The organism is Leuconostoc carnosum, assembly GCF_007954525.1.
GTDB lineage: Bacteria > Bacillota > Bacilli > Lactobacillales > Lactobacillaceae > Leuconostoc > Leuconostoc carnosum.
Map to the genome: position 1 here is coordinate 58892 of NZ_CP042374.1, position 13983 is coordinate 72874.

Below are 13983 nucleotides of genomic sequence, written 5' to 3' on the forward strand. Positions count from 1 at the left end.
ATAAAAAATTGTGCAAAGTGACTAATTAAGTAATAATATGGCGAGCTGAATATCAACTAAAACATCTGGCATATCTAAATTGACATCAAGTAATTCAGAAATGTGTTTTAGACGATAATTAATTGTATTACGGTGGACAAACATTGCACTAGCAACAGCAGTCACATTTTGATGCAAAAACATGTAAGTTTCTAAAGTTTGCAAAAGTTCTGGATTGTCTAAAATGGGGCCAAGATTTTTTTCGACAAAAGCGCGACTTTCTTGTTGAGGCAATAAATTCAGTAACTCATGCGCACTTTTTGGGCGAAAACGCATGATTGGGTGAGATTTAGATGTCAGTTTCAAAGCATTATTAGCCTGTTCATATAAATCATTTAACTTATGAATTGTTTCGGTTATACGTGAAAATCCAATAGTGAAACGGTGCTCTAATTTAGATTGCTTTCTTAAAAAATTATACAAATTCTGTAAAAAAATACGTGGATTAATGACATCAGCAATTAGTAAAACTAATTGTTGCTTATATGAAAAAATTAAAACCGGCCAATCAGATTCATTAATAAACCATCGTGTGAGTGTCTGTAAAATTTCAAATTGTCGTATTTCAATAATTGATTTACTAGTTGTAAAATCTAATACAGCTATCGCATACTGTGTTTGTACATCAATGTTAATGTTGCGTAAATAATGGTTAATTGCTTCAGTACCTAAATCGCCTTGCATAATGTTTAAAAAGAAACCGGAAAGATTTCTGAATTCTGTTTCGTTAATGAGGTCTGTGCGTGAATTAGCTAATCCAACTGCGTTGATGACCTGCCTACGTTTAAGTAATTGAAAATCGGATAAAGGTTGAGAAGGTGTCTGAATTGCTACGAATGCTTTATTTTCATTAAGTGCAGAGAATATAGGTAGAATGTCAAACTGTTTACCTTTAAATGTTACAATCACCTTTTCTTGTAAATTAAGATAGTCAATATTTGATTGTGTGCGTAAAAAAGAAGTGAAAAATTCACGTTCCTTCAACAAAGCATTACTAGCATATAAAGCTGAAAAATGGGAATCAAGTAACATTAATGGGGCATCGAGAATTTGAGCACTCAAATCAAGAAGATGTTGATAAGTATTGTGGTGGTTAATAAAAGATAGTTGTTGATTAATGGTAACAATTTCATGTAACTCGTTATTATGTGTTGCGTTGATGATTTGATTTATTTTGGTAAATGTTGTAGACATCGGTTCATCATCTAGTAACCAAATCATTAATATATGATGTTGATTGGCCAGTTCTTGAATATCATGATCAATTGTATTCATGTGACGATTAGCTTTAATACCAATGCCAGAGCTATGATGTTTATCTAATGAGATAATTAGCTGTCGCAAGCGATCATTATGATTTTGAAATAAATAGCCAGTCGTCACTATAAATTGATCAGGAACAAGATATTCTTCGAAATTAGGTGTATCTACGATGCCCACATGATTTATTTCACGATTAAGGCCATTTTGACCAGCAATTAGCTCAAAACTAGGCGCTAAAGGATCTTTTAAAAAACTATTCAATTGCATAGCAACCTCCAATGTATGGTTATTATTATGGCATACTGCACAACTATCCACAAATATTATGTCACTTTTGCTATACATGAATTGTGGAAATTGTAGCTGATTGTGTTAGAGTAAGAAAAAAGGATAGATAAGGAGCTGTATTATGCAAACACAAATGCGATCGGAAAGAAAAATCATTAGTAATATTCTCAAAGGTTCGTTGGGAAATCTAATTGAGTGGTTTGATTGGTATGTCTATGCTTCTTTTGCAATCTATTTTGCGCCGTCATTTTTCCCTAGCCATGATAAAACAGCTGAATTATTAAGTACAGCAGGTGTCTTTGCGATTGGCTTTTTAATGCGACCATTAGGTAGTTTAGTGTTGGGAAAGTATGCTGACCAACATGGTCGTCGTGCTGCTTTAACGCTATCAGTATTAATTATGGCTGCTGGGTCATTTGTTATTGCGATCATTCCTAGTTACGCAACAATTGGTATTTTTGCACCAATTGTTTTGGTGTTAGCACGTCTGTTTCAAGGTTTATCATTAGGTGGTGAGTATGGCACTTCCGCCACATATTTATCTGAAATGGCTAGTCGTGATCATCGTGGTTTCTATGCATCGTTTCAATATGTGACTTTGATTAGTGGACAATTAATTGCTCTAGGTGTTCAAATTATCCTACAATTAACGCTATCTGAAGCGCAATTGATGCAGTGGGGATGGCGTATACCATTTTTTATTGGTGCATTAGGTGCAATAGCTGTCTTATTTTTGCGATTAGGTATGGAAGAATCAGATCAATTTAAAGCGCAAACAGGCAAACCAAAAGGTCATTTACGAGAACTGATGCGTTATCCAAAAGCTGTTTTGACAGTTGTTGGCTTAACACTCGGTGGTACAATTGCTTTTTATACTTATACGACCTATCTACAAAAGTTTATGATTAACACAGCTGGTTTACCAACTCAAGAAGTGACAACCATTAACTTTTTAGCATTATTAATTTTTATGATTTTGCAACCCATCGCTGGTGCAATTTCTGACAAAATTGGCCGTCGACCTTTATTGTTTTGGTTTGGTGGTTTAGGAACAATTTTTACTATTCCTATTTTTGTGGCTTTGTCACACGTTAAGACAAGCTGGGAAGCGTTTTTACTGATGTTAGCTGGACTAGTCATTGTTACCGGTTATACGTCAATTAATGCCATTGTAAAAGCCGAAATGTTTCCCACAGAAATCAGAGCGTTGGGTGTTGGATTACCTTATGGTTTAACGGTTGCAATTTTTGGTGGTACTGTTGAATATCTTGCATTATATCTAAGAAAAATCCATCATGAAAGCCTATTCTTTGTCTATGTAACGGTCGTTATTTTTATTAGTTTATTAGTTTATTGGCGGATGAGTGATACTAAGAAAACTTCTAAATTAGATGAATAAGTGATAAGATTTTATATAATTTAATTTAAAAACGAGGTTGGAATATGATAACGCAACAAGATTTACTTGATTCAGTTAAAGAACAGACAATGTTATCTGAACTGTCAGCACTATCAGGGTGGGATGCCTTAACAGGTATGCCAAAAGATGCAGGCCATTTTCGGGCAGAGGTAGATGCCTATCTAGCTGAAAAGACCTTTCAGCTATCTACAGGTGCTGGAAGGGAAAAGTTATTAACGAACTTAGAAGCAGACGGATCATCGCTTGATGCCTTAGGTCAGCTCGTCCTTGAAAAAGCGCGCAAAGATTTTGATTTAACAGGTAAAATTCCAGAAGAGGATTTTGTTGCTTTTCAAAAAATATTGTCACAAGCACAGGATTTTTGGGCACAAGCACGTGAAGCCAATGACTATAACATATTCAAACCGTATGTGGAAAAAATTATTGGATATTTAAAACAGTTTATCCCACTTTGGCAAACAAATGAGAAAACACCCTACGATGTGTTATTGAATCAATATGAACCTGGGTTGACAGTAGCTAAGTTGGATCAAGTTTTCGAACAAGTCAAAAAAGGTGTGACTATTCTACGCGAACGATTGGCAGAATCTGGTAGCGTACCAGATGACACTTTTTTGCATCGTCGTGTAACGAAGCAACAGCAGCGTAATTTTTCGATGGCCGCAGCTCAACGTCTAGGTTACAGTTTGGATAAAGGGCGACTAGATGATACAATTCATCCTTTTATGGAAGCGCTAAATCGAGATGATGCACGGATTACTACTCGCTGGGATGAAAATAATTTTCAAATGGCGGTGCTTGGTATTTTACATGAAGCAGGTCACGGATTATTCGAACAAAATGTTGATAGCAAGTATGATGATGCGCGTGCTGTGTTACCGATTAGCATGAGTATTCATGAGTCACAGTCATTATTCAATGAAGTCATGATAGGTCGTTCAAAAGAATTCTGGATAGCTGAGTATCCTAAGTTACAGGCAGAAGTTTCACCAGTCTTAGACGATATTGCTTTTGATACTTTTTATAGCGGTTGGTTAAAAACTGAACCCACATTAATTCGTACTGAAGCTGATCCTTTGACATATCCATTGCATATTATTATTCGTTATGAAATTGAAAAAGCAATTTTTAATGATAATATTGATTTGGCTGAACTACCAGCACTTTGGCAAGCTAAATACAAAGAATATCTCGGGTTGGACGTCCCTGACGATTTAACAGGTATCTTGCAAGATATTCATTGGGCTGGTGGGTCATTTGGGTATTTCCCAAGCTATGCGCTAGGTCATCTATATGCGGCTCAATTTAGAGCAACTATGATTAAAACTTTGGATTTCAAAGCAATCTTTGAGTCAGGTGACTATTCGCCAATCTTTAATTGGCGTAAAGAAAATATTTGGCGTCATGGTGGGGCAGTTGATCCCAATAAGATTTTAGAAGAAGTGACAGGTGAGATACTTAATCCACAATATTGGTTAGACTTCATGACTGACTTGTATACCGATGCTTATCAATTATAAAAAATTGAGGTGTATTGCGTAATGCAACCATTAACTTTAAAACAATTCAATGAAACTTACTTTTACAAAACTGAACTTGTACAATTATGTCAACGATATAGATTGCCTACGTACGGAACAAAGGCCGAATTGAATAATTATATTCGGTTATATTTAAGAGGGCAACCAGTTAATACAATTCGTCCAGTTAGGGTACCCCGGTCAAAAAATCAATTGAAGTTAGAAGAGATAACATTAAATACAAAACTGGTTGGTTCTGGTTTTTCATTCAATGATGAAGCAAGAAAATTTTTTGCTCATTATTTTGATGTTGCTCAATTTTCCTTTACAAAAGAAATGGCAGCACTTAAGCGCCAAGCAGAAGCAACACAAGATACTAATATGTCCGTAGGCGACCTGATATCAGAATGTCAGAAGCTAGCTCAGTTAAAACAGTATAATCAAATCATACAGAGGACACCTGAGGAACAGACTTATCAATGGAATAATTTTGTGAAGGCATTTTGTCAAAGCCCAGAAAGTCAACAGTTTAGTCAGAAATTAAAAGTTGCTTCAATTCTGTGGCATCATGTTAAACAATCAAAACGCGTTAAAAAATATACACCTGATTTGATTAATTTGTATGTTTCAGATATTAGACAATTTCATAATTAAAATGTCATTGGATTTGTTCTCAAACATGTTTTTTGTCATTGGATTTGTTCTCAAACATGTTTTTTAATAACCTAAATACTAACTGATATGACTCAATTAAAAATCGACTTATTGTAAAGACGGTAATTGACATTAATGCTTATTTTTGGTAAAATTAATAAGTATTTACAGCATGTCGTTAAAACGAAATAAAATGCGAGAAAGGAGGGTTATCATATGGCAAAGGTCATCGTACGTAAGAACGAATCTTTGGATGATGCATTGCGTCGCTTTAAGCGCGGTGTTTCAAAGGACGGTACTCTCCAAGAATACCGTAAGCGCGAATTCTATGTTAAGCCTTCAGTTGCTCGTAAATTGAAGTCTGAAGCAGCACAAAAGCGTAACAAGAAGAAGGGCCGTTAATTGGTTCTAAACGTCACTTCGGTGACGTTTTTCTTTTGCATTTTATGTTAAAATAAAAATATACAAAACTAGAAAGAAGAATGACAATGAGCCTTTTAGAAACACTCAACGCAGATATCAAGCAAGCTATGAAGGACAGAGATAAGGGAACATTGTCTGTCATTCGCATGGTTAAGTCAACTGTCATGAATGAACAAATTAGTTTGGGACATGATTTGACTCAGGAAGAAGAACTGACAGTGCTATCTCGCGAAGTGAAGCAACGTCACGATTCTTTGTCAGAATTTGAAAAAGGTGGTCGTGAAGACCTAGCTGCAGGCATTCGGTCAGAACTTGAAATTTTGTCAAAGTATCTTCCTAAGCAACTTTCAGAAGCTGAAGTTCAAGCAATTGTGGACGCAGCTATTGCAAAAACTAACGCTTCGACACCTAAAGATATGGGTAAAGTGATGGGAATTGTGACACCGCAAGTCAAAGGAAAAGCAGACGGTAAGTTAGTAGCAACTCTTGTCAAATCAGCATTAGCTTAATCTCATCGGCTTCGGCCGTTTTTTTGTGGCTTATGTTAACTTATCCGTGTTAAACTAAGATATTAAAGAAAAACACGTGAAGTTGCGTGTCAGAGGAAAAAATAATGACGAATCCAACAGTTGGTACAGTAATAAAAGCTAACGTTACTGACGAAAATGATAAGTACTTCTTTGCCCAAGTGGACGGTTTTACTTATGAAATTGATAAAACTGAACTTGAAAAGCCACTTAAATTAGGTGGTTTTGTGACAGGCTTTGCTTATGAAAATGAGAATCATCGCTTGCAAATTACTAAGCAGATGCCCACAGTTCAAAAAGATATATACGGTTGGGGAACTGTCGTAGCGAACCGGCATGATTTAGGTGTGTTTGTTTCAATTGGTTTGCCAAACAAAGATCTAGTGGTGTCGATCGATGATTTACCTACAATTCAAGCGCTATGGCCACAAAAAGGTGATAAACTACTACTTTCTATTAAAGAAGATAAGAAAGGTCGTCTGTGGGGAGAAATTGCACAACAAAATATCGTTGCTGCTGTTTCACGCCGTGCCACGCCTGAATTGAAATCTAAAACAGTCAAAGCGACTGTGTATCGTAATAAAATTGCTGGGACACTAGTGATTACTGACGAATACTATTTAGGCTTTATACATCCATCACAACGTGATGATGAACCTAGATTGGGGCAAGTTGTTGACGCACGTGTTATTGGCGTACGCGATGATGGGGCACTTAATTTGTCAATTAAGCCATTGGCTTACAAAACAATGAGTGAAGATGCTCAGTTCTTATTGTTGCAATTACAGCGTCGTGCAGATCACTTTATGCCATTTAATGACAAAAGTAACCCAGAATCGATTAAGCGTCAATTTGGATTTAGTAAAAGCCAGTTCAAACGTGCATTAGGCCATCTTTATAAAGAACGCTTGATTGAACAAGTTGATGATGGTATCAAGTTAGTTGAGAAATAATGACACAAGAGATGGATAATGCGATTGTCGATTATTTGCACTATATTCGGATTGAACGTGGTTTGTCAGAAAATACGATCAAGAGTTATCGGCAAGATTTGCAACAATTTAATGCTTATGCGACACAAGAGAAATGGTCATTAAATGATATTGACCACTTCTTGATTTTGGCGTGGTTAAATCAGTTACAAATTCTTGGTAAATCAAATAATTCTGTTATACGTATGGTAACTGCTTTACGAAAGTTTTTCGGCTATTTATCGCAAGAGCAACTCATCTTACACAATCCAATGATTGATGTCAAACCGCCAAAAAAATCATCTCATCTACCTGCAGTATTAACAGTGGCAGAGATTGATGCGCTATTACAAGTGTCGATTGAGCAAACGGCCCTAGGTATACGTAATCGTACACTCCTAGAAGTCATGTATGCTACGGGGCTTCGTGTGAGTGAACTTGTCAATTTAAAAATGAGTGACTTACATTTGCAGCTGGGGTTAATTCAAACCATAGGTAAAGGTGATAAAGAGCGTATTATTCCGATTGGGGATGTGGCTTCAGAGTGGTTAGAAAAGTATTTTTCTGGTAGCCGTTTGGCTTTGCTAAAAGAGCGTGAGTCGGATTTTGTATTCTTAAATGATCGTGGGAATCAATTAACGCGGCAAGGTGTCTGGAAAATTATTAAAAAATTAGTTTTGGAAGCCGGTATCACCAAAAATGTTTCACCGCATACCTTGCGACATTCATTTGCTACTCATATATTAGAGAACGGCGCTGATTTACGTATCGTACAGGAATTATTAGGACATGCTGATATTTCCACAACACAAATATATACCCATATTTCTAAAAAGCGATTAAGTGAAGTTTATGATAATTTTCATCCAAGAGCTTAATAGGGTAAAAACTTGACAGATGATGTAATAATGAAACATGAATTGAGGTTTAGAAATGTTAACACAAGCCAGAAATGACAATCAAAAAACTGTGATGGGCATTCTATCATTATTGCCTGGTATGCGTGAATTACCTTATTTGAATGCAGAGATGGCTTGGTATGATATTACTAGCACAAGATGTTTGTATCTGTGGCAAAGTGATAAACGCGTACAGGGTGTTTTGGGCGTGGAATTCATGTCAGACGATATTGTATTAATTCGGCATATTGCTTTAACGCCTGAATCACGAACCGTACCAAACTATTTTGCAATATTATCTGAATTTCAAAGTCAAAATCTAAGTGCTTTTATCATGGGGACGCTAGATAATCAAAAGTTAATTAATAAATGGAGAAAAGCAACATCGCAGTAAGTAGTTTAACAATTAAATTAAGCGAATTTGAAGGTCCGTTAGATTTATTGCTACACCTCATTAAAAAATCCGAAATGGATATCTTTGATCTGCCAATCGCAACGATTACAGAACAATATCTAGCTTTTATTCATCATCAGCAAGATATGCAGCTTGATGTGGCAAGTGAATATTTAGTTATGGCAGCTACTTTAGTACAAATTAAGTCAACAGACTTACTACCAGAAGAAGAATTTGAAGATGAACTGATTGTCGAAGACTTTGTAGATCCACGTGAAGAGCTGATGTTACAGCTGCTAACCTATAAGCAATTTCAAGTTGCGAGTGAGGCACTGAAAACGCGTCAGCATCCTGAACAACAATCTTTTGGTCGTTTACCAATGACTATACCAAGCGATGCGGGTCCTGAAACATTTTTATCGCCAGGACTTGGTTTGGTTGATTTACAAGTGGCTTTTTCACACCTATTAAGTAAAAGAAGGCGACAACAACCAATAAGTCGACGTGTTGTTAGTGAAAAATACACAATGGCGGATGCAATGAATAACATCAAAAAGCATTTTGCAGCGCTTCAAGTTGGTGATGTGGTCAATTTTGAGTTATTATTTGATGGTGTTTATGAACGTGAGCCACTGGTAATGACTTTTTTGGCATTACTTGAAATGGCAAAATCTGATCAGATTTTATTACATCAAGATGATACAGATTCCGAAATATTTTTAGAGATTGAGAAAATAGGAAATAATGAATAATTTAAGTCAAGTGGAAGCCTTATTATTCGTGGCTGGGGATGAAGGTATTAGTATCAAAGACATTTGTACGATTACAAAGTTTGATAAACCAGCAGTCATCACATTGATTGATGAATTGGCGGCAAGATATGAAAATGATTTGGTGAGTGCATTAGAAATTCGTGAAGCAGATAACGCATATCGTTTAGTAACTAAACCGGCATTAGGTGCTACGGTAAAAGATTATTTTGATTCACCAGTGAATGCTACTTTATCACAAGCACAACTCGAAACATTGGTGATTGTTGCTTATAAACAACCAATTACACGTGTTGAAATTGATCAGATACGTGGCGTGCAATCGTCAGGGACATTGCAAAAATTAATGGTACGACAATTAATTATGGCAACAGGTCGGAAAGATGAGCCTGGTCGGCCGATTATGTATGGAACAACTACTGAGTTTTTAGATTACTTTGGTTTAAAAACAATATCAGAATTACCACCTTTACCAGAAGTTGATACCTTAGATATTGATGATGAAGGTAGTGAATTGTTTACTAGCGCATTTGAAGCGCGTGTGGCAGAAACGGAAGAAGAGAATACAGATGTTTGAAGAAGCACAACGATTACAGAAAGTTATTGCACAAGCTGGTCTTGCCTCGCGTCGTGGCGCTGAAGAACTAATCAGCAGTGGTCGTGTTCAAGTTAATGGTGTGACAGTAACGGCATTAGGTACTAAAGTTGAACAAAATGATACAGTTGCTGTTGATGGTGCGCCGATTGAAGGCCGCGAAAAGTTAGTTTATTATGTACTAAATAAACCACGTGGTGTTGTTACAACTAATGATGATGATAAGGGGCGCAAAACGGTTTTAGATCTTTTAGATGAAGTGGACCAACGTGTCTATCCGGTTGGTCGGTTAGATTATGATACAACTGGTGTGTTGCTTTTAACCAATGACGGGGAAATGGCTAACCAACTTATGCATCCAAAATCGCGCGTCGATAAAGTTTACGTGGCTAAAGTTGAAGGTGTTGCATCAGATGATAAATTGGCACCATTGAAGCGTGGGGTTGTCATTAAAGGCCGAAAGACTGCGCCTGCGCGTGTTGCAATTGAACGTATTGATAAGGCAAAGAAAACGAGCATGATTCGTCTCGTTATTCATGAAGGCCGTAATCACCAAGTTAAAAATATGCTTCAAAAAGTCGGATTACCGGTTTCTAAATTAACACGCGAGCAATACGCTTTCTTAGATCTAACTGGGTTACAGTCTGGTGATTATCGTAAATTAACTGGCGCAGAAGTGAGACGCTTAAAATCAGGTGATTACAAAGGGTATCGCAGAAAATAGTTAAGTATTGCAATTTGATAATTTATATGCTAAGATAATGAAAATTGAATATACTTCAGGGTCAGGTGAAAATCCTAACCGGCGGTGAAACATACTTGATATGGTAAGCCCGCGACCTGCGATAGCAGCTGATCTGGTTTGAATCCAGAGCCGACCGTAAAGTCGGGTATAAAGAAGTTAAAAAAGAAAGTTAAAGCTGTCTTTTTGTTGTGCCCTGACAATTAGACGCTTTTTTTGAGGCAAAAATATGTCTATTTCAACAGCAACACGAACACAGCGACTAACGTTAATTGCTATTTTAAGTGCAATTTCGTTTAGTTTAATGATTTTTCCGCAGTTTCCAATTGTACCCGGAGCTGATTTTCTAAAAGTGGATTTTTCAATTGTACCAGTTATGATTGCATTATATTGGCTTGGGTTATCAGCTGCTATATCAACAATTGTGATACGTACAATACTGAAGCTGGTATTGGCCAATGAAGGTGTAAATACTTATCTAGGTTTGCCTGTTAATATTGTAGCGATGTTATCGTTCATTATTGTCATATTTATAATGATGCCACGTTTTCAGGAAACCAGTATGGTTCGACAAGCTATTGCTATTGTTGTCAGTACAATCATTTTGGCATTTGTTGGGATTATGATGAATCTGTTTATTGCCGTACCACTTTATGCGCAATTTGCAAACTTTGATATTCCTAAGTATATAGGGCTATGGCGTTATTTGGTTGCAATGGTTTTGCCGTTTAACCTCATTCAAGGAGTTATCTGGGGTGCTGTAAGTATGATGGTATTAACGATGATTAAGCCACTGCATAGGCGTTTTAATTCTTAATAAAAGATTATAAACACAAACAATCACCATGTGGTAAACTTTTAAGTAAACAGATGATGATGGAGGTCGTTTCTATTATGAACGATTTTGACCCAAATAAAATGAGCCGTTCAGCACGTTCAAAAAAACAAAAATTCGAGCCTAAATTTTCTCGTGAATCAGATCACAAAAAACAAGGTGGTAGTGGCTTGCGTATTTTTTTGATTGTTGCAGCTTTCGCAATTCTATCAAGCGTGCCTATTTATGGGGCATGGGCTAATCGCAAGACCCCCGAAAAGCAAGCAACACCAACAACAAGCAGTAAAACAACAACAGATTCTAGTCAACAAAAGCCGTCGTCATCTGAGCAAAGTTCATCTGAATCATCAAGTACGACTTCAGAATCAAGCGAGGAGTCGGTATCTTCTAGCTCCGAAGTACAATCAAGTGAAACCGATAGTGCTGAGACTAGTAGCTCAGCTACTGAATCAAGTTCATCTAGCAGTGCTGCGACGAATACGGCTGTACTAGGGTCTGATCAAACATTGTATAATTTTGCTATGACGCATGGCATGACAACGGATCAGGTAGTTGCGTTAAATCCAGGATTATCGGTTAGTAACTATACACAATATAGTGGTCAGAATTTAAATATTCAATAATTCAGAGGAAAACATGACAAAATATTTTCAAGTAGCCATTGATGGACCGGCATCAGCGGGTAAATCAACCATTGCCAAGATAATAGCTAAAAATTTGAAATATGTGTATGTTGATACCGGTGCGATGTATCGATCAATTACATTAGCTGCTAAAAAAGCAGGTATCTCATATGAAAATGAAGAGCAAATTGCCGAATTACTACCAAATATCTCGATTCGTTTTGAACCAGGGGTACCAGTCCAACGTGTTTTTTTAAATGATGAAGAGATAACTGAGGCTATTCGGTCGACAGATGTCACCAACAATGTATCATTAGTCGCTTCGTATGCCTCAGTAAGAGAGAACTTATTAAAATATCAACGTCAAATTGCTACTGATAATCACGTTATCATGGATGGACGTGATATTGGCACAACGGTATTACCAGATGCACAAGTCAAAATTTTTTTGGTAGCAAGTGTTGAAGAGCGTGCAGAACGACGTTATAAAGAGAATACAGCCAAGGGCATGACGCCTGATTTTGAAACCTTAAAAAAAGATATTGAAGATCGTGACTATAAAGATTCACATCGCGAAATTAGTCCGTTAACTCAAGCTAGTGATGCAATATTGGTAGATACAACGGGTTTATCAATTGAAGAAGTTGTGTCGAAAATCACAAATATTATTAAAAAGAATCAAAATAACTAATTTAACAGCGTGAAAACGCTGTTTTTACTATACAAAAGATAATTATTCTGGTAAACTATATCCATAGTGTAAATTGTAGGAGGACGTTAGACGTCATGAGTGAAACAAACAACGAGTTCTTAGCAGCTCTTGAAAGCGCAGCAGATCAAATCAAGGTGGGGGATGTTATTACAGGTGAGCTTTTGGCCATTGATAATGATAACCAAGCAGTAATTGGTCTGCCTACCGGTGAAGAAGGAGTTGTGCCAGCACGTGAGTACTCAGACGATCGTAACATCAACCTGGCAGACGAATTGAAAATTGGTGACAGCATTGAGGCTGTTGTGATTTCTAATGTAACAAGCGACAAGGAAGGTGTTTCATACTTGTTGTCAAAGAAGCGCTTAGATGCTCGCAAGGCATGGGAAAACTTGAACTTTGGTGAAGGCGACACTGTTGATGCTAAAGTTATTAATGCCGTTCGTGGTGGTTTGATTGTTGATGTTAATGGTGTACGTGGCTTTGTTCCTGCATCAATGGTTGCAGAACGCTTTGTATCTGACTTGAATCAATTCAAGAATAAGGACATTAAAGCACAAGTTATCGAAATCGATCCTGCTAATGCGCGTTTGATTTTGTCACGTAAAGCAGTTGCAGCACAAGAGCGCAGCGCACATTTGGCTGAAGTATTCAGCAAGTTGACTGTTGGTGATGTTGTTGAAGGTACAGTTGCTCGTTTGACTGACTTCGGTGCATTCGTTGACTTAGGTGGTGTTGATGGTTTGGTCCACGTATCAGAAATCTCACATGATCGCGTAAAGAACCCTGCAGATGTTTTGTCAAAGGGTGAAAAGGTTAATGTTAAGATTTTGGCATTAGATACTGAAAAGGGTCGCATTTCATTGTCAATTAAAGCAACACAACCTGGACCTTGGGATAAGGCAGCTGAAGAAATTGCTGCTGGTGCAGTCCTTGAAGGAACAGTTAAGCGCGTTAAGGATTTTGGTGCATTCGTAGAAGTTTTGCCTGGTATTGAAGGCCTTGTTCACGTCTCACAAATTTCAAATAAGCGTATTGAAAATCCTTCAGAAGTTTTGAAGTCAGGTGATAAGATTCAAGTTAAAGTCTTAGACATCAAGCCAGCTGAAGAACGTATCTCATTGTCAATGAAGGCTTTGGAAGAAAAGCCAGAACATCAAGAACGTCGTGGCAAAGATGGATCAGCTTCACGTGCAGATATTGCTGCTTATAAGCAAGATGACGATTCAGGTGCTACATTGGGTGACATCTTTGGTGATAAGTTGTAAGATTAGTTAAGACAGAAGAGCTGGCTCGCCAGTTCTTTTATTT

16 protein-coding genes and 1 riboswitch are annotated in these 13983 nt (G+C 37.1%); of the genes, 15 read left to right on the forward strand and 1 reads right to left on the reverse strand.

Going from position 1 to position 13983, the window contains the following annotated elements:
• Positions 1-21 precede the first annotated feature (21 nt).
• Entirely contained in the window at positions 22-1569 is a 1548-nt protein-coding gene (locus FGL89_RS00235) for a PucR family transcriptional regulator (RefSeq protein WP_014974460.1), read from the reverse strand.
• 154 nt (positions 1570-1723) lie between these two features.
• Between FGL89_RS00235 and FGL89_RS00240 the strand changes: the two genes are divergently transcribed.
• The 15 genes from FGL89_RS00240 to rpsA all read left to right on the forward strand — a co-directional run bounded on the left by FGL89_RS00240 (position 1724) and on the right by rpsA (position 13940).
• Entirely contained in the window at positions 1724-2989 is a 1266-nt protein-coding gene (locus FGL89_RS00240) for an MFS transporter (protein WP_041773219.1), read from the forward strand.
• A gap of 44 nt (positions 2990-3033) precedes the next feature.
• On the forward strand, positions 3034-4530 hold the full coding sequence (locus tag FGL89_RS00245) for a carboxypeptidase M32 (RefSeq protein ID WP_014974458.1): 1497 nt from the start codon (positions 3034-3036) through the stop codon (positions 4528-4530).
• Positions 4531-4551: 21 nt separating this feature from the next.
• Positions 4552-5184 (forward strand): SAP domain-containing protein, encoded by a 633-nt coding sequence (locus FGL89_RS00250; RefSeq protein ID WP_014974457.1) that lies wholly within the window; start codon positions 4552-4554, stop codon positions 5182-5184.
• A gap of 216 nt (positions 5185-5400) precedes the next feature.
• Complete coding sequence (gene rpsU, locus FGL89_RS00255) at positions 5401-5586, forward strand: 30S ribosomal protein S21 (RefSeq protein WP_004899901.1); 186 nt, start codon at positions 5401-5403, stop codon at positions 5584-5586.
• Positions 5587-5672: 86 nt separating this feature from the next.
• Positions 5673-6116: a GatB/YqeY domain-containing protein gene (locus FGL89_RS00260; RefSeq protein ID WP_014974456.1), complete on the forward strand. Its 444-nt coding sequence runs from the start codon at positions 5673-5675 to the stop codon at positions 6114-6116.
• A gap of 104 nt (positions 6117-6220) precedes the next feature.
• Positions 6221-7087 (forward strand): CvfB family protein, encoded by an 867-nt coding sequence (locus FGL89_RS00265; protein ID WP_014974455.1) that lies wholly within the window; start codon positions 6221-6223, stop codon positions 7085-7087.
• Entirely contained in the window at positions 7087-7983 is an 897-nt protein-coding gene (gene xerD / locus FGL89_RS00270) for a site-specific tyrosine recombinase XerD (RefSeq protein ID WP_041773154.1), read from the forward strand. The genes FGL89_RS00265 and xerD overlap by 1 nt, the downstream gene beginning before the upstream one ends.
• A gap of 55 nt (positions 7984-8038) precedes the next feature.
• The gene (locus tag FGL89_RS00275) at positions 8039-8398 is read left to right on the forward strand and encodes a hypothetical protein (RefSeq protein ID WP_014974453.1); all 360 of its coding nucleotides are present in this window, start codon (positions 8039-8041) and stop codon (positions 8396-8398) included.
• Entirely contained in the window at positions 8374-9150 is a 777-nt protein-coding gene (locus tag FGL89_RS00280) for a segregation/condensation protein A (protein ID WP_135197501.1), read from the forward strand. The genes FGL89_RS00275 and FGL89_RS00280 overlap by 25 nt, the downstream gene beginning before the upstream one ends.
• Positions 9143-9745: an SMC-Scp complex subunit ScpB gene (gene scpB / locus FGL89_RS00285; protein ID WP_135197500.1), complete on the forward strand. Its 603-nt coding sequence runs from the start codon at positions 9143-9145 to the stop codon at positions 9743-9745. The genes FGL89_RS00280 and scpB overlap by 8 nt, the downstream gene beginning before the upstream one ends.
• Positions 9738-10487 carry a pseudouridine synthase gene (locus FGL89_RS00290; protein WP_014974450.1) on the forward strand — a complete coding sequence of 250 codons (750 nt, stop codon included), beginning with the start codon at positions 9738-9740 and terminating at the stop codon, positions 10485-10487. The genes scpB and FGL89_RS00290 overlap by 8 nt, the downstream gene beginning before the upstream one ends.
• A 47-nt stretch (positions 10488-10534) precedes the next feature.
• Positions 10535-10670, forward strand: a riboswitch (FMN riboswitch).
• A 64-nt stretch (positions 10671-10734) separates the two neighbouring features.
• Positions 10735-11322, forward strand: coding sequence for an ECF transporter S component (locus FGL89_RS00295; protein ID WP_014974449.1), 588 nt, complete (start codon positions 10735-10737; stop codon positions 11320-11322).
• Positions 11323-11399: 77 nt separating this feature from the next.
• Complete coding sequence (locus FGL89_RS00300) at positions 11400-11963, forward strand: hypothetical protein (protein ID WP_014974448.1); 564 nt, start codon at positions 11400-11402, stop codon at positions 11961-11963.
• Positions 11964-11976: 13 nt separating this feature from the next.
• Positions 11977-12654, forward strand: a complete 678-nt coding sequence (cmk, locus tag FGL89_RS00305) for a (d)CMP kinase (RefSeq protein ID WP_014974447.1) — start codon at positions 11977-11979, stop codon at positions 12652-12654.
• A 95-nt stretch (positions 12655-12749) separates the two neighbouring features.
• Positions 12750-13940 (forward strand): 30S ribosomal protein S1, encoded by a 1191-nt coding sequence (gene rpsA / locus FGL89_RS00310; RefSeq protein WP_014974446.1) that lies wholly within the window; start codon positions 12750-12752, stop codon positions 13938-13940.
• The last annotated feature ends 43 nt before the right edge of the window (positions 13941-13983 follow it).

What these genes read in the sequence shown, in the direction of transcription:
- rpsA (WP_014974446.1), top strand. Translation starts at nt 12,750, where the DNA reads ATGAGTGAAACAAACAACGAGTTCTTAGCAGCTCTTGAAAGCGCAGCA.
- FGL89_RS00250 (WP_014974457.1), top strand. Translation starts at nt 4,552, where the DNA reads ATGCAACCATTAACTTTAAAACAATTCAATGAAACTTACTTTTACAAA.
- FGL89_RS00245 (WP_014974458.1), top strand. Translation starts at nt 3,034, where the DNA reads ATGATAACGCAACAAGATTTACTTGATTCAGTTAAAGAACAGACAATG.
- FGL89_RS00275 (WP_014974453.1), top strand. Translation starts at nt 8,039, where the DNA reads ATGTTAACACAAGCCAGAAATGACAATCAAAAAACTGTGATGGGCATT.
- FGL89_RS00290 (WP_014974450.1), top strand. Translation starts at nt 9,738, where the DNA reads ATGTTTGAAGAAGCACAACGATTACAGAAAGTTATTGCACAAGCTGGT.
- scpB (WP_135197500.1), top strand. Translation starts at nt 9,143, where the DNA reads ATGAATAATTTAAGTCAAGTGGAAGCCTTATTATTCGTGGCTGGGGAT.
- FGL89_RS00295 (WP_014974449.1), top strand. Translation starts at nt 10,735, where the DNA reads ATGTCTATTTCAACAGCAACACGAACACAGCGACTAACGTTAATTGCT.
- FGL89_RS00300 (WP_014974448.1), top strand. Translation starts at nt 11,400, where the DNA reads ATGAACGATTTTGACCCAAATAAAATGAGCCGTTCAGCACGTTCAAAA.
- cmk (WP_014974447.1), top strand. Translation starts at nt 11,977, where the DNA reads ATGACAAAATATTTTCAAGTAGCCATTGATGGACCGGCATCAGCGGGT.
- FGL89_RS00260 (WP_014974456.1), top strand. Translation starts at nt 5,673, where the DNA reads ATGAGCCTTTTAGAAACACTCAACGCAGATATCAAGCAAGCTATGAAG.
- xerD (WP_041773154.1), top strand. Translation starts at nt 7,087, where the DNA reads ATGACACAAGAGATGGATAATGCGATTGTCGATTATTTGCACTATATT.
- FGL89_RS00280 (WP_135197501.1), top strand. Translation starts at nt 8,374, where the DNA reads ATGGAGAAAAGCAACATCGCAGTAAGTAGTTTAACAATTAAATTAAGC.
- FGL89_RS00240 (WP_041773219.1), top strand. Translation starts at nt 1,724, where the DNA reads ATGCGATCGGAAAGAAAAATCATTAGTAATATTCTCAAAGGTTCGTTG.
- FGL89_RS00265 (WP_014974455.1), top strand. Translation starts at nt 6,221, where the DNA reads ATGACGAATCCAACAGTTGGTACAGTAATAAAAGCTAACGTTACTGAC.
- FGL89_RS00235 (WP_014974460.1), bottom strand. Translation starts at nt 1,569, where the DNA reads ATGCAATTGAATAGTTTTTTAAAAGATCCTTTAGCGCCTAGTTTTGAG.
- rpsU (WP_004899901.1), top strand. Translation starts at nt 5,401, where the DNA reads ATGGCAAAGGTCATCGTACGTAAGAACGAATCTTTGGATGATGCATTG.